The organism is Verrucomicrobiota bacterium (assembly GCA_016200005.1).
Lineage (GTDB): Bacteria > Verrucomicrobiota > Verrucomicrobiia > Limisphaerales > PALSA-1396 > PALSA-1396.
Window position 1 is genome coordinate 116276 of the sequence record JACQFP010000020.1, and the last position, 14133, is coordinate 130408.

General features: G+C 58.7%; 16 protein-coding genes. 3 read left to right on the forward strand and 13 right to left on the reverse strand.

Going from position 1 to position 14133, the window contains the following annotated elements:
• Positions 1-27: 27 nt before the first annotated feature.
• The 8 genes from HY298_06665 to HY298_06700 form a co-directional block, all read right to left on the reverse strand.
• A complete protein-coding gene (locus HY298_06665; protein ID MBI3849959.1) occupies positions 28-609 on the reverse strand; it encodes a hypothetical protein in 582 nt (193 codons plus the stop codon).
• A gap of 160 nt (positions 610-769) precedes the next feature.
• Complete coding sequence (locus HY298_06670) at positions 770-1528, reverse strand: response regulator transcription factor (GenBank protein ID MBI3849960.1); 759 nt, start codon at positions 1526-1528, stop codon at positions 770-772.
• Positions 1518-4778 carry a PAS domain S-box protein gene (locus HY298_06675; protein MBI3849961.1) on the reverse strand — a complete coding sequence of 1087 codons (3261 nt, stop codon included), beginning with the start codon at positions 4776-4778 and terminating at the stop codon, positions 1518-1520. The genes HY298_06670 and HY298_06675 overlap by 11 nt, the downstream gene beginning before the upstream one ends.
• Positions 4779-4838: 60 nt before the next feature.
• A complete protein-coding gene (locus tag HY298_06680; GenBank protein ID MBI3849962.1) occupies positions 4839-5159 on the reverse strand; it encodes a hypothetical protein in 321 nt (106 codons plus the stop codon).
• A 163-nt stretch (positions 5160-5322) separates the two neighbouring features.
• Positions 5323-5529, reverse strand: coding sequence for a DUF2934 domain-containing protein (locus HY298_06685; protein MBI3849963.1), 207 nt, complete (start codon positions 5527-5529; stop codon positions 5323-5325).
• 333 nt (positions 5530-5862) lie between these two features.
• The gene (locus HY298_06690) at positions 5863-6744 is read right to left on the reverse strand and encodes a PocR ligand-binding domain-containing protein (GenBank protein ID MBI3849964.1); all 882 of its coding nucleotides are present in this window, start codon (positions 6742-6744) and stop codon (positions 5863-5865) included.
• A 331-nt stretch (positions 6745-7075) separates the two neighbouring features.
• Positions 7076-7360: a hypothetical protein gene (locus HY298_06695; GenBank protein MBI3849965.1), complete on the reverse strand. Its 285-nt coding sequence runs from the start codon at positions 7358-7360 to the stop codon at positions 7076-7078.
• A gap of 13 nt (positions 7361-7373) precedes the next feature.
• A complete protein-coding gene (locus tag HY298_06700) occupies positions 7374-7703 on the reverse strand; it encodes a hypothetical protein (GenBank protein ID MBI3849966.1) in 330 nt (109 codons plus the stop codon).
• Between the two features lie 244 nt (positions 7704-7947).
• On the opposite strand from HY298_06700, the gene HY298_06705 reads away from it, so the two are divergent.
• Positions 7948-9210: an FAD-dependent monooxygenase gene (locus HY298_06705; protein ID MBI3849967.1), complete on the forward strand. Its 1263-nt coding sequence runs from the start codon at positions 7948-7950 to the stop codon at positions 9208-9210.
• Positions 9211-9308: 98 nt separating this feature from the next.
• Here HY298_06705 and HY298_06710 read toward each other — a convergent pair whose 3' ends face one another.
• Entirely contained in the window at positions 9309-9800 is a 492-nt protein-coding gene (locus tag HY298_06710; protein MBI3849968.1) for a PGPGW domain-containing protein, read from the reverse strand.
• Positions 9801-9919: 119 nt separating this feature from the next.
• Here HY298_06710 and HY298_06715 point away from each other — a divergent pair, with 119 nt between their 5' ends.
• Complete coding sequence (locus HY298_06715) at positions 9920-10216, forward strand: DUF883 domain-containing protein (protein MBI3849969.1); 297 nt, start codon at positions 9920-9922, stop codon at positions 10214-10216.
• 4 nt (positions 10217-10220) lie between these two features.
• Positions 10221-10607 (forward strand): phage holin family protein, encoded by a 387-nt coding sequence (locus tag HY298_06720; protein MBI3849970.1) that lies wholly within the window; start codon positions 10221-10223, stop codon positions 10605-10607.
• A 451-nt stretch (positions 10608-11058) separates the two neighbouring features.
• On the opposite strand, the gene HY298_06725 is transcribed toward HY298_06720, so the two are convergent.
• From HY298_06725 to HY298_06740, 4 genes are all read right to left on the reverse strand, one after another.
• A complete protein-coding gene (locus tag HY298_06725; GenBank protein MBI3849971.1) occupies positions 11059-11451 on the reverse strand; it encodes a DUF488 family protein in 393 nt (130 codons plus the stop codon).
• Between the two features lie 57 nt (positions 11452-11508).
• Complete coding sequence (locus tag HY298_06730; protein MBI3849972.1) at positions 11509-12813, reverse strand: serine hydrolase; 1305 nt, start codon at positions 12811-12813, stop codon at positions 11509-11511.
• 211 nt (positions 12814-13024) lie between these two features.
• Positions 13025-13453, reverse strand: a complete 429-nt coding sequence (locus HY298_06735; GenBank protein ID MBI3849973.1) for a hypothetical protein — start codon at positions 13451-13453, stop codon at positions 13025-13027.
• Positions 13454-13551: 98 nt separating this feature from the next.
• The gene (locus HY298_06740; protein ID MBI3849974.1) at positions 13552-14124 is read right to left on the reverse strand and encodes a flotillin family protein; all 573 of its coding nucleotides are present in this window, start codon (positions 14122-14124) and stop codon (positions 13552-13554) included.
• Between the last annotated feature and the right edge of the window lie 9 nt (positions 14125-14133).

Genomic DNA, 14133 nt, shown 5'->3' on the forward strand with positions numbered 1-14133 from the left:
GATGTCGCATTGTTGTTGCCATCGGATTCATGGATTCGCGCGCCAGTTCAGCGAGTGGGTCGGCACCTGAAGGATGTCGTCGAGGATCGGGGTGACCGTTTCAGCGCGCTGACGAATACTTTCGATGGTCGAATCGGATGAATCTTCATGGCGTGCCGACGGTGCAAAGAAATCGAAGCCTCCATCTCGCGCGGCTCGCTGCATGAACTGATACCGTTGCGAATCGGATTTGTCCGTTTTGTCCGCCGAACCGAGAAGAGCGACTACCGCAATGGTGTCATCCCGTTTCTGGGCCAGGCACGACCGCACCCAACTCTCGACTACGACAGGCAGTTCGGTCTCGCTGCTGGTCGAGATGATGAGAATGTCCGCGTTGATTGTTTCGGCTGCCGCCACGGCGCGCCAGTCCGGGTCTTCCAGAAACTCGAACCGCCAGAGCTGGGGACGAAACTCGATCTCATCGCCAATACCACGCGTCAGGTTTGCAAGTGTGCGCATGGCGCGTTGCCCGGCGGGAATATCGTCGTAGGCGATGACAACGTTCAAGGTCGCGTCAACTTTGCTGTCATCCAATGTGGGCGCTAAATTCAAGGGAAGCTCGTTTTTCATGAGCGGAGGGTAACAGAACGCATGGGCACTGAAATTGGAGTTCAACCGGTTTTTCCATAAGGAAATTCCGTACCGGCCTGGGTGATTTGTTACTGCTGGGACAATCTGTTTAGATCGCTCCGCGAACAAAACTTCGTCCAGAGACTGGTTGCGTCGGCTGCTACTTTTTGACGAGCTGGCTGGGGGCTGCATCCTGCGTTTCCACCCAGCGGACAGCATGGCGAACGAGCGAGGTTGCGTCCTTCAATTCCAGTTTCTCTTTGAGGTGACCGCGATGCGCATCAACTGTCTTCGGACTGAGGTTCAGTTGTTTCGCGATTTCGCGCGTGCTCTTACCCTGGCCAACAAGTTGGAAGATCTCAAACTCGCGGTCGCTGAGCTTCTCGATGGGGGAAGCGGAGCCACGCGGGCGGCGTCCGGACATGGCGTCCAGCAGTCGCGCGGAGATCTGCGGGCTGACGTACGCCTCCCCGCTCAACACGAGGCGGATAACCTCCAATACCTTGGCCGCCCCGGCGTCCTTCATCAGGTAGCCTCGCGCGCCCGCGCGCAACGCCCGTTCCGCGTAGAGCACCTCGTCGTGCATCGACAGCACGAGCATCGGCAGCTCGGGCATCATGGCGTGAACGTCTTTGAGGAATTCAAATCCGCTGCGGCCGGGCATCGTCATGTCCGTCACCATCAAGTCCGGTTTCGATCTCGACAATACGGACATCGCCTCGGCGGGATTGCAGGCCTCGCAGCAGACCTCCAGGTCGGCCTGCCGACTGATGATGATGCCCAAGCCCTCCCGCGTTATTGGATGGTCGTCCACCAACAGCACGCGCCGTTTGGCTGGCGTGTTCGTGTCGGCGGTTTTTAGCCCGGCGACTCTCGGCGTGGGTTTGGTTCGGCCCCTCGTGTGTTGCTTAGTGCTCATGATGGTTCAAAGGAAGTGTGCAAGTGACGCTCACGCCTTGGCCGGGCTTCGATTCAATCTCCAAGGCAGCGCCGATGACGTGGGCACGATGGCGCATGACCTCCAGCCCCATTCCTGACTTCGATCTCCTCCGCTTGGGCAGGCCCCGGCCGTCGTCCTTGATTTGCAGGCGCAACCCGTCGTGGTCATGCGCGAGGTTAATGTCGATGCGCCGCGTCCGGGCGTGCTTGAGCGCGTTGTTGACGGCTTCCTGGGCGATGCGGAAGAGGTGCGCCGCAGTCTGAGAACTGTCGAGCAACACCGGGGTGCGGCAGTCAAAGCGGCACTCCACCCTGCCGGGGACATGGGTGGTGTGAGCCAATTGCTTGAGCGCGCCCATCAGCCCTTCTGTCTTCAGGTTCACTGGCGACAGGCCGCGGGCCAGCGAACGCGTGACCGTGATGCATTCCCGCAGCGCCTGGCTCATCTGCCGCGCCTGCTCCAGAAGCCGTTCCCGGTTGGCCGTCAAATCGTTCGCTGCCAAATCTTCCTGCAGCAGAAAGCACTTCATCTCCAGCCCCGTCAGTTGCTGACCCAGACCGTCGTGCAAATCGTGGCCGATGCGCTGTTGCTCCCGGTCGCTGGCTTCGAGCAATTCGGACTCCAGTCGGCGCCGCTCCGTGATGTCGCGGACGGTGACGATCACGCCGACAATTTGTTCCCGCGCATCCCGCAATGGAGCGAAACGCTCCACCTTCCAGCCCTGCTTCCCTTTTTCCGGCACGTCGAACGGCGCGGCTGGGGATTCAAAGACCTCGCCGGCCAGCGCCCGCGCAAACATTTCTTCGAAATGCTGCTGGCGCAGAAACGGAAACAACTCCAACGTGCGCCGTCCCCGCACCTCCTCCGCGCGGCAGCCGCTGAGCCGTTCCATGAACGGATTCCAGACCACAAACCTTCCCTCCCGATCGTAAACGACGATGCCGGTCTCCGCCCCGTCGATGACCTGTTTGCCGAACTCATTCGCTTCGCGCAGCGCCTCCTCGGCTTTCTTGCGCTCCATGAACTGTCCGATCTGCCTGCCGAGAGTGACGAACATCTGCAACAGATCTTCATCTGGATCGGTTACGCGATGGGTCAGGAACGCCATCACGCCCAAGATATGTTGGTCAAGTTGGATGGGGAAGGCCAAGGCTGAGCGCAGCCCAGCCCGGGCCGCCTCCCGCTTGCGCAGAAAGTGCGAGCGCCGTGCGATCTCCGGAATCCATTCCGGCTCGCGCGTGGACAGCACATGCCCAGGTAGAGAGCCGAACATCGGGATGGAAAGCTTCAGGCTGTGCTTCACGAAGGCTTCCAGCTTTCTTCCGGGCGCATGCCAGACATGCACCATGCGCAGTTTTTTCGGCGCAGCCACCGCCTCCCAAAACTCCCCAACGTCCCATTCAAAAGTTTCCGCGAGAATTTGTATCAACTTCGGAACCGTTTCAGCCACCGAGTTGGAGGCGGCGAGCAACCGCGCCGTCTCGTATAGCAAGTGCCGACGTTGTTCAGCGCGTTTGCGTTCCGTGATGTCGAAATTCACACCCAGAAACCGCGATGCCCGTCCTTTGGCCTCCAAAACGTTTTCTCCGGGCACGTCTTCGAAGGCAAACCGGCCTTTCCCCGCCAGCCATCGCTCTCGTCCGTCGGCGCGCACGATGCGAAACTCCGAGTCAAATTCCCCGGTCCGCAGTGCCTCCTTCCATTCGGCGCGGACCCGCGCGATGTCGTTGGGATGGACGAAGCGGAAGAAGGTTTCCGCGCTCGCTGGCGCCTCGCCAGGTTTAAGCCCAAGCAGCTCGAACTCGACGGTGTTCCAGTGCTCCTCATCGTTCGCGAAGTTGATTTCGAACGTCCCCATCGCGCTCGCTTGGAGCGCGAGCCGCAGTCGTTCCTCGCTCTCCCGCAGAGCGAGTTCCGCCTGCTTGCGCTTGCTGATGTCAATCAGAAAACCCTTGATGCTGACCGGCCCGGTTGCGCCCTTCACGACGTGCACGATGTCGTGAAACCAGACGGTTTGGCCGTCGGCGGCCACCATCCGATATTCCAGTTCAAAGTCGTCGGCCTGGCTGGCTCTTTCCGCGCAAGTTTTCATCGCAGCCTCCCGGTCTTCGGGATGGATGTGATCCACCCAGAACCCGTCTTTGAACCAGTCCGTCAACGGGTAGCCAAGAACTTCCACTGCCCAGGCGCTGACATAAGAAATGCGCCACGTGGCGAAATCCGCCTCCCAGGCAATGATCCTCGTCGATTCCACCAGGTGCCGAAACCGCCGCTCGCTTTCGCTCAGCGCCGCTTCCACCTTTTTGCGTTGCGTAATGTCGCGTACGATGCCCGTGAAAATGCGCCGTCCGCCCAACCGCACTTCGCTCACCGACAGCTCGAGCGGGAAGACGCTGCCGTCCTTGCGGCGGCCCGCTACTTCGCGCCCGACGCCGATGACTTTGCGTTCGCCCGTCTCGCGGTAATGCACCAGATAACGGTCACGTTGTTCACGATGGGGTGATGGCATCAGCAGGCTGAGGCTCTGTCCAATCACCTCGTTGGCGCGATAGCCAAACAGTTTTTCCGCCGCCTGGTTGAATGACTCGATGGTGTCGCGCTCGTCGATGGTGATGATGCCATCGACCGCCGTGTCGAGGACTGCCCGCAGCCGGGCTTCGCTGTCACGCAGCGCCTGCTCGACCCGCTTGCGTGCGGTGATGTCGGTAATGGCCGTGCGGCAGACATATCCCTTCTGCTCGTCATCGTAAGAGAGCACGCTCTGCATCACCACGGGGAGCGCGCTGCCGTCTTTGCGGGTCAGATGCAACTCGGTCACGACGCGCTCCTCCGCGCTCGAGAGCTTGGCGAGATGCTCGCGGAACAGTGCCTGGTCCTCGCGCGCAACGTGCCGGTGAAATGGCACGCCCACGAAGCGCGTCCGTTCCTCACCGAGCATCCCGGCGGCGGTGAGGTTGATTTCGCGGATGACACCTTGATCGTCGAAGGTCACGAAGCCGACGGGTGCAAAATCGTAGAGGTCGGCGTAGCGGTCACGCGAGACTTCGAGCACCTGCCGCGCCTCGCGCAACTCGTGGTTGCGCATCTCCGATTCGATTTGACGCACCTGGCGGTCGTGCAACAACCGCTCGCGTTCAGTGGTGGCGGTGGTGGGCTTAAGTTCAGGCGCGGCTGCTCCCTTCACCCTCCCGGCGGTGGTCTTTCGCGAAACTGTTCTTTTCAAAGCCATACCAGCCGGATGATGTCGAAGCGTTTCATCTTTATCAATACCGGCTGTGTTGCGTCCCGCTCAGTCGGCCGAGTGCTGTGATGGAGCAGGAATGGCGCGCCGTACCTTCATGGTCCAATGCTGAAAAACATTCCGCGCGGCGACGCGGGCCTCGGGCAACGGCACGCGCCGCCGCACAACTTCCTTCGCCGGAAGCCAGGGCTGGCGAAACCCGTCCACACCAGGCGGTAGGTCCGTCGGTTGCACCAAGGAGTCCAGTTCAACCACAACGGTGGAGCTGGCCGTATCGTATTTCGCGTCTGCCGTCGCACACAACTCCCATCCACCGCCGGCGTTCCGGACGGACACGACGACCTCGCGCAGTGAAACGACCTTTCTCATACTTAGAGCCACTTACCGTTTCCATAGCAGGCACTGAAAAGCCCGCGGCCCGAGATTTGTTCAAGATCAACCCTCGGCTGGGCAGGCCGAAACCGGCAGCGTTGCCAATCCAGGCAACCCATCATTCGTTGTCAGCAGGGGTTTCTTGTGCATGGCAGGAGGCTTACGTTCGAATTGCAACCTGTTGAGGGGACTGCCGGAGCACGGCCTCCGCTTGCAACCAATGCTGGAGCTCGCGGCCCTGGCTGCGTCCTTCCCGTTCCCAGATGGAATAGGCGCAGAGGGCGATTTCGTCGCGCGTCGGTTTTCGGCCAGGGCCGTCGGCGATGAGCAACGTGGGCGAGTTCTTCTTCGGTTTCAATTTCTTCATTTTCTTCCCTTTCTTGGTTTATTTGCTTGTGGACAGTGATGCGCAAAACGTCGTCTTGCCGGCAACATGCCGCCCGTAAGCTGGCGGCGAAGTTGTGCGGCTTGAATCTATTGCATTCATGCAAGCAATGGACACTTTGCATTCTGCAAGACTTGAGAACGGCAAATGCATGTTTGGAGATTGCCCTCCGAATGTATCATTTCGACGGTCTGACACAGCGAAGGATGAAAAACGACCGGAATCGATTTCGGTTTCAACGGGCGTCTCCGTAACGATGATTGGTGGTGTCGGGCTCGCATGGGAGTGTTTGAGGCATTTCTACGAGTGGTTTCTTCAGACCTGGGGTAGTTGCGCACGATATTGTGTCGGCGACTGGCCCACGATTCGCTTGAACATGCGGTTGAAATGCGTCAGTGATTGGAAACCGACCTCGTAGGCAATTTCACTGACGCGCAGATTCGGATTGAGCAGCAGATTCTTGGCTTTCTCAGCCCGTGTCCGGGCGACGTACTGGGTAAAGTTGATCCCCGTCGCCTTCTTGAAGAGTTTGCAGAAGTAGAATGTGCTGGTATGAACGGCCGCCGCGAGCCGATCGAGGGAGAGTTCTTCGATAAAGTGTTCCTGAATGTATTGCTTTGCCTTGGTGATGACCGGTGGTTCGGCATTGGCCCGCTGCATCACGATCTGGTTGCTTTTCAGTGCGAGATGTTCGGCGAAGATGGAAAGGAGATGGGTGATCGAATCGAGCTTCTTTTGCGAAACCACCGGCGTTTTCAAGTACGCATCTTTAAGTTTGTGACCATCCCCGTTGACGCCATTTTGTTTGAGTTGTGCGGCGACGCGTTGGAATTGCGCCGCCGTGGGTTTCTGGCGCAGCACCTGGCCAGTTTGCAGGAAGCCAATCGTCTTGTCGGCCAGCCGCACCGGTACGGCCGTTTCGCACAAACCGTAGGAACAAGTCAATGTCGCGGGCGACTGCATGGCACTTTGGGCCAGTCTTTCCTGTGTCTGCATACACGCCCCACAAGTGCGGCTTTTCTCAGCCAGCAGGGCGCAAAAACCGTTCTCTTTGCGTTTGCCGTGCAGCGGCAATTGCCACGTCTCAACCGATCGGAGAGTGATGGGAAGGCCGGTCGCCTCACTGTAGGCGCGTTCGTAGTCCTGGAATATTTGCGAGTCGGTCAGGGATTCAATCAGGTTCACGTTTGTATTCATTGCTTTTACCTTTCCAAATCTGTGCGCACTTGGAGTTGTTATCGGCGGATGCAATATAGGGAGCGGCCTCAGCGACGAAAATGGGAGACGCGACTGTTTCTTGATGCGAACGAATCCGGGGGTGGGGTAGGGATATTCCTTAGCGAATATTCCGAAGTCGGACCCTCCCACGGAAACCGGCAACGCCGTGAAAATCCGAAAGGCTCCCCAATGCCATCTGGCTGAAGGGGCGCAATCCGGGATGGCTCTTAGCACAAGCCTCTACCCGCTACCCCGCTTGCACCGGGCCAGAGGTCCCGCCTCTTTGCACCGCCGACTGGCCGCCGCGGCCTCAGGCGGCAAAGCCAAACCGGTAATGCTCTTCCTCCGATTTGATGCCGAGTGATGCGCAGATCCGTCGCGAGGCCAGCGCGCCGGCCGCGGTCTTGATCAGCTTGTCGAAGTCATGCTTCGGCAGATCGAGTCCGTCGTGCTTGATGGCGCAAATGCGAAAGCCGCGTTCCAGCAACTCTTCAAGGAACTCCTCGCACGCCACCGGGTCGTCGCTCGAGTAGTGGTTCGTCTGCGCGTGTTTCTTAAACTGGGTCGTGTATTCGATGGTGTATTTGGGCAGCATAGATTTGTCCTGGTTAGTTGTTGTGGATCGGTGACGGAACGGATTGGCGCACTTTGCCAACCCAGCGATGGAAAATTTCCTTGGCGAGTTCGACAGCCTCGGCCTGCGACACTGATTCCTGAAGGCTTTCTTTCTTGGGCAGCCAATCGGCAACCAGATGTTTCTCTTTTGACCGGATGTCCACCGGGCGGATGAAGCTGTCGAGCTCCAACCGCAGCTGTGACCTGGCCTCGTCGAAGTCGGCTTCGGCGGATGCGCAGACTTCAAACTCGCGGTCATTGCGTGTGAATGAGCCGATGATTTCGCTGGTGGAGATGATCCGCTTCATTTGTGATGATATCATCGCAGCAGATTGCCCAAGGCACTTTCCGGGATTTGGCGAAGGTTGGCCTTTTTTTGCCACCGGCTTGCCGGTGGCCTCTTGCTTCATGGAAAAAAAATTGGCTTTTCGTCCCGGATCATGCTGGGACGAATTCGTGAGCATTCAGCAAATGGCGGCAAAAAGAGCCAAGCATTCGCCAAAAACGGTTAAGACGCCCGTGAAGCTCAAGGCCATTTTACTTGAGGATTTCTTGAGAAAGGCTTTTATGCATCGACGCGAGGATACCGAAGTTCTGGTGGTTGGAGCGGGGCCAGTGGGAATGTTCACCGCGCTCTGGTTGGCCGAAAGCGGGATTCGAGTCAAGATCATCGACCAGGAATCGCGGACTGCCGCGCACAGCTATGCCTGTGCTCTGCACCCGCGCACACTGGAGCTTCTGGATCAAGTGGGACTGGCGGAGGAGGTCGAGGAACTCGGCCACCGTATCGACACGATCGCTTTTTATGAAGACCGCGTTCGGCGCGCGGAGTTGAAGCTTGCCGAACTTCCCGTCAAGTATCCTTGTGTCGTGGTCTTGCCGCAAAGCGCCCTGGAAAGTCTGCTCGAACAAAGACTCCGGCTGACCAGACGCGTCGAGGTCGATTGGAACTGTCGCTTGTCCGGATTGAAAATGAACGGCAATGCCATCGTCGCCACCATCGACAAATTAACCGAAACCGCCACCGGCTACGTCGTGCCGGAATGGGCCGGAGTGGTGCAGAAGACCCTGCACACCCGGGCGGACTTCGTCGTGGGGGCGGACGGCCACAACTCCCAGGTCCGGGCCTGTCTGGGCATCGAATACGAGCAAGTGGGCAATCCCGAGTTGTTTGTCGTCTATGAATTTGAGTTAGACGGAAAACTCGACCATGAGATGAGCATCGTTCTGGGCGACCACACGACCAATGTGATGTGGCCGTTTTCGCATCACAAATGCCGGTGGAGCTTTCAAATTTTCCCGGCGGATGCGCCCGGCAATTTTCCTGTCAAGGATCGACGCGCATTCAGCATCGGCGAGGCGCCGGGTGAAAATGACAGCCGGCACCACTTGCAACGCTTGTTGCAGCAGCGCGCTCCGTGGTTTGAAGGCAACATCCAGGAAATCGACTGGGCCACGGACATCCAGTTCGAGCATCGGCTCGCGAATGAATTCGGCCGGGAACGCTGCTGGCTGGTCGGTGACGCCGCCCATCAAACGGGGCCGGTCGGGATGCAAAGTGTGAACCTCGGTTTGCGCGAGGGCGCAGACCTGGCCGCGAAAGTGAAGAGGATTCTGCGCGAAAAAGTTTCGCCGGAGTTGTTGCAGACTTACAACCGCGATCACCGGGCCGATTGGCAGCATCTGCTGGGACTCAAAGGCGCGCCGAAACCGACGATTAAGGCCAGTCCATGGATCAAGGAACACGGCGCGACGATTCCCGAATGCCTGCCCGCGTCGGGAGAGGAGCTGACCTCCTTGCTGGGCCAGCTCGGTCTGGAATTCGAATAGGCCAAAAGCGAACACCTGCCAACGCGAACACGTCGGCGAAGAAGATTTGTCCTTCCTCAGATTCCAGCGCCCGCCACCATGCGGGAAACCTCCCGGTGTTATGAGGAGTCCTCGGTGTTTTTTTTAGTCCCAGGCTTTGAAACCTTCTTCCACGGCAGCCAACCGCGCAACTTTTGCAAAAGCCTTTCGGCCCAGGCGAACTCGGCGGCGAGAATGGCGAGACCGATCGGTATGACAAGCACCGCCGGCCCCGGCAGCACCAGCAGCGCAATGCCGATAAGCAGCACGGTGACGCCAATCACAGTTCTGGCCATTCGTTTCATCCGCCAGGGCTTTGCTCTCGCGGCGCCGGTTGCGTCCACGATTTTCCGATCCGCATCGCGGACGACGCTGCGGGTGGGTTGTTCGTGGCGGGGGCCATTGTTTTCACAGTCGTCACGACTTGTTCTTACTTTGGATTTGATGGAATGGAAATAAAACACTGATTGATTCCCAGCCGCCTCAAGCTGCGGCAGGCGCCGCCCGAGGCCGGCCTGGCACCTGGACGTTCCCAAACGCTTCCACCGCGGCTGCAAGAAATGACCATTCATTGCCAAAATTCGAGGAGCAGCAAGCTCGTTTGGCTGGAATGGTTCATTGCGGAAACATCAACCGCAATAAGTTCTAACTCAAAAAAACGAAACAGTTAAGTCAAAAGGAAAGGCTCATTATGAATGCCAATGATGTGAGTACTGAAAAACTGGTGACCGACCTGAAGCGGGTGGTGCATGATTCGGAGGTGTTCCTCCAGGATTCGGCGGGAGCCGTGGGTGACAAGGCCCATGCGTTGCGCGAACGGCTCGCGACGACGCTTGAATCGGCCAAAGTCGCCTGCCGTCGCCTCGAAGAAAAAGCGATCGAAGGCGCCAAAGCCACCGACAAAGTCATCCGCGAGCATCCCTATCAATCCATCGGCGTGGCCTTCGGCATCGGCCTGCTGATTGGGGTGCTGGTCACGCGCAAATGACGCCATGAGCGAACCTCAAGAAAAAACGGGCGGCATTTTCACTTCGCTGCGCGGATTGATCGACGGGGGACTGGCCCTCGCCCAGAATCGCGTGGAACTTTTCGCCGTTGAACTGCGCGAAGAAAAGTGCCGCCTGATCGAAGCCCTCCTCTGGGCGTCGGCGCTCATTGCGTTGGGAATGATGACCCTCGCGTTGCTGACGCTGCTCGTTGTGATTCTGTTTTGGCCTGAAGACCGCGTTGCCGCGGTGCTCGTTTTGAGTCTGCTCTACCTGCTGGCGACCATTCTGGCGTGGCGCGGACTGCGGCTGCGGCTGGCGCAGTCCACACCGTTTTCCGGCACGCTGGGTGAATTCAAGAAAGACCGAGCATGTTTGCGAACCGGGAACTGACGCAGCTTCAAGCGCGCAAGGCCAGCTTGCTCGCCGAAAGTGACGCCCTGAGACAAGGACTGGTGGCGGACTGGGCGCAGCTCAAGCCAATTGTTGCCTGGATCGAGACCGGGACCAGTTTCATACGACGGATGCAACCGCTTCTCATGACGGTTGCGCCATTCCTTGGTCTTTGGGTGGCGCGAAGACGCCGCTTGAGCTTCGGTTTCGCCCGGCTGCTTGCAATGGGGTGGCGCGTCTGGCGGGCCATCACGGCGATGCGCCGAGCGTCACATTCTGGTTAAACGCAAAGCACGGGTCTTGCTCCAGCTCCGGCGATTTCAATTCGCCTTTGATTGCCCGAGCCACAATCGCCGACCGCAAGGTGTAAAGCGTGGCGACAGTTCCGGCTTGCAGGCGCTAAAGCACAATGATCTCCAACGTGCTGCAGCCCGCCATTATGGCCCAAGTCTCAAACCTTTCCTATCAAGACTTTGCGCAGTAGGTGACGGTGACAGTGAGGCTCGTTTTCGGAACAATGACACAAGAGAGTCACGTTGCCGCGCCCGGCCAGGTTCTGGAGCAGACGCAAGGCGAATTTCTGTCCGTGATTCTTGATGGTCTTGTTTCTCTGATCAATCGTCCCGCCTTCAAAAAGCTCCTTGCGGTAACGACGGCTGAACTCGCCCCAACTGATTCTGCCAGCCAACACGTCCTTCAATAGTTTTTCGCTTGGGCCGAGGTTCGGCATCCAGATGTCATAGCGCGACGTGGGCATGCCGCGGCCGCGAAATCGCGTCGCCAGAATTCGCAATCCATCTTTGCGAGGTTCTATCGGCGAAAAGACTGATTTCGTTTTTATCATGATCGCCCTTAGGAAGCGGTGTCGAAATTGGCGTGGTGCAACGCGTCCATATCCTTGTCATCCCTCCACTGCTGCGCAAACCATCTCCAGCACGCGGCGAATGCCGTCATCGCCGCCCATGCTTCCTTCGTGAAACGGCGTGCGGGGGATCGGCTTCCAATCATCCCGCGATTGATCCGGCTCGGGCTGCGGCAAACCTGTGAGCGTCGGATCGTACTGCCCGTTGTTTCCGCCCAGCTTGTAGATGACGAGGTCCAGCGATGGCACGATGATGAGCGCGAAGCCGCCTGCGCCGGATTTCCAATACGCGTCGCGCGGTGCGCCGGCCACATGCCCGTCCGAGTTCTGCTCGAACATCAGCGTGTAAGGACAATGCGGGTTGTGCGGTGACATCTTGTTGCACAGCGCGATGTAATCCGCCGGCACGAGTTGCTGGTTGCCCCACTTGCCGCCGCGCAGCAGGCAATAACCGAAGCGCACCGCATCCGTGGCATGAACTGCGATGCTGCCCGCGCCGTTCGCGTGCGGCATGGTGAAATCGCCACGATGCAGGCAATAACCCCACGCGCCCCAGCCCATCGGCTTCGCCAGCCGTTCGTCGAGGTATTTGTCCAGCTCCATTCCGGTGACGTGGCGCAGTACCATCGATGCGACGTGCGGCTCCGGTGATGAATAGGAATAACCCGCGCCCGAGTTCGTCCACATCGCGCAGCGCAACGACGAGATGTCGAGGTCGCGAATGTTCTGTCCTGGCACGGCCTTGAGTGGAAACGCCTTGCCCATCACCAACGCCGTCGGCGCGCCGCCCTCGCCAGTGTAACCGCCGCTCATGCAAAGGAGTTGGCCCAGCGTGATGTCCGCCCGCCGCTCGTCATCGAGCTTGCCGTCGGGCGAGAATGCTTCCGGCAAAAACTTTGGTGTGAACACTTTCGTATCAAGGCCCTCCGGGATTTTGTCGCGGAATTCCTTCAACATGATGCCGCAAGCGATGCTCGCATAAGCCTTGCCTGTGGATGCCATGTCGGGATTCGCATTGCGGCTCGCGCGCCCGAAATACTTTTCGAACACGAGCCACCCATTGCGCGCGACCAGCAACCCGCCGTTCTGCGTGCAGCGCTGTGTGAAATCCCACGCCTGCTCCAGCCTTCGCAACTCCATTCCGGCGCGTTCGCGCATCTGGGTCGCATTTGTCGCCGTGCGCCAGCCGCCGGAGCTGTCGGGCGGCGGGAAATAACCCAACTCCGTTGCGATTGTGCCTGCGTTGTCCGGGCGGTCCGCGGCTGCGAGAGTCAGGAAGCTTGAAACCGACAAAGCGAAAAGAGCAATGAGCCTTTTGACTACGGTACTGGACGTGAAACTCATGATCCGACGTTGCCACCTCAATCCAAACGCGACAACGATTTTGTGGCTGCGCCAGAAATCAGCGCACAGTTGCGTGTTGCGAATCACAATTCTTTCTTAAACGCGCGGCCGGGAATGGCGGCTTTCTTCATCAGCTCAGAAACTTACTCGCGTTCCTTGGGCAGTCGCGTTGCCGCCGCCTTCGGCCGTTTGGCCATCCGGACCAAACGCATCATAGTGGATGCGCGACCGGAAGGATTTCCCGTCCTCGGACAAGGCCATCTCCTCGATTAAAACTCCGTGCCCCGCTGGCAGCCAGCCTCCCCCCTTTGCTCACCTCGTCGAAATTCGCCGGGGGCTTGGTGGAATAAAAAACATACTTCGCCTGGAATTGCCGCGGGCCGACCTTCTTCCAGACCCCATAAGCGGGCGGGACCGGCGGCGCGCCGTCGTAATTTGAAGACTCCGTCATCGTTCCACCCGCGTTGAAGACGTACATGAACTCAAGGTCTTTAACTGCGGCAAAAGCGCCAGTGGTGAATTGAACTTTCGAGCGCCACGCGCCCACCAACTCTTCCGTCGGCAGGCGCACGCGAGACGACGGCATGTCCGCGCAACCGCAAAGCAAGCAGGCGAGCGACAATATCAACTGTGTTCTCATACGTTACAATTCTCCTTTGAAGGCTTTGTCCAGAATGGCGGGGAGCAGGGCTTCCAGTTCTTTGGTGGTCTCGGCTGGCAGGCGCTTCAGCGCGTTCTTCATACAGCGCGGGCATTTCGAATCGTGAAGCTGAGGATGCTCATGCCCATCCGGGCCAAATCTGCAGATGCGGCTGATTGCACCCTGACGGCGCACACTGCCGGGTTTTGAGTAGTGTCGTCCATGCTCGAACTCCTCAGGACGCTGCTCAAATGCTTTTCCAAGACTGACCGCAAGACGTTCCCAATCTCAGCCTGGCTCTTGCCCAGGAAATGTTCCGCTGCGGCGACAATCGAAACATCGTCGCCACCGATCTTGACTTGGGCGACACAATCCGTTTCCACGGCCCGTCCACCGGCGGTTTGTGCCTTCGACCCGGGCATTTCGACGGTGATTACTTCGAGCGAAAGCACCTCGACAGTTTCAATGACAGGGAGCACAAACGTGCCACCGCCTTTGACGATGCGGAAACCCAGGCGAGTTCCGTCCGCCAATTGACGTTGCCGGCCAGAGACAATCAATGCCTGATTCGGGCCAACCTTAACATAGCGGCTGGCCCAGACCATGGTGAAGACGAAGATGACCAGAATCATCGTCCCCACGGCAAATATGATCGTGTATGTTGAGTTCATGGTTTTCCT

Coding starts and splice junctions, on each gene's coding strand:
- HY298_06665 (MBI3849959.1), bottom strand. CDS start 609: ATGAAAAACGAGCTTCCCTTGAATTTAGCGCCCACATTGGATGACAGC.
- HY298_06670 (MBI3849960.1), bottom strand. CDS start 1,528: ATGAGCACTAAGCAACACACGAGGGGCCGAACCAAACCCACGCCGAGA.
- HY298_06675 (MBI3849961.1), bottom strand. CDS start 4,778: ATGGCTTTGAAAAGAACAGTTTCGCGAAAGACCACCGCCGGGAGGGTG.
- HY298_06680 (MBI3849962.1), bottom strand. CDS start 5,159: ATGAGAAAGGTCGTTTCACTGCGCGAGGTCGTCGTGTCCGTCCGGAAC.
- HY298_06685 (MBI3849963.1), bottom strand. CDS start 5,529: ATGAAGAAATTGAAACCGAAGAAGAACTCGCCCACGTTGCTCATCGCC.
- HY298_06690 (MBI3849964.1), bottom strand. CDS start 6,744: ATGAATACAAACGTGAACCTGATTGAATCCCTGACCGACTCGCAAATA.
- HY298_06695 (MBI3849965.1), bottom strand. CDS start 7,360: ATGCTGCCCAAATACACCATCGAATACACGACCCAGTTTAAGAAACAC.
- HY298_06700 (MBI3849966.1), bottom strand. CDS start 7,703: ATGATATCATCACAAATGAAGCGGATCATCTCCACCAGCGAAATCATC.
- HY298_06705 (MBI3849967.1), top strand. CDS start 7,948: ATGCATCGACGCGAGGATACCGAAGTTCTGGTGGTTGGAGCGGGGCCA.
- HY298_06710 (MBI3849968.1), bottom strand. CDS start 9,800: ATGAATGGTCATTTCTTGCAGCCGCGGTGGAAGCGTTTGGGAACGTCC.
- HY298_06715 (MBI3849969.1), top strand. CDS start 9,920: ATGAATGCCAATGATGTGAGTACTGAAAAACTGGTGACCGACCTGAAG.
- HY298_06720 (MBI3849970.1), top strand. CDS start 10,221: ATGAGCGAACCTCAAGAAAAAACGGGCGGCATTTTCACTTCGCTGCGC.
- HY298_06725 (MBI3849971.1), bottom strand. CDS start 11,451: ATGATAAAAACGAAATCAGTCTTTTCGCCGATAGAACCTCGCAAAGAT.
- HY298_06730 (MBI3849972.1), bottom strand. CDS start 12,813: ATGAGTTTCACGTCCAGTACCGTAGTCAAAAGGCTCATTGCTCTTTTC.
- HY298_06735 (MBI3849973.1), bottom strand. CDS start 13,453: ATGAGAACACAGTTGATATTGTCGCTCGCCTGCTTGCTTTGCGGTTGC.
- HY298_06740 (MBI3849974.1), bottom strand. CDS start 14,124: ATGAACTCAACATACACGATCATATTTGCCGTGGGGACGATGATTCTG.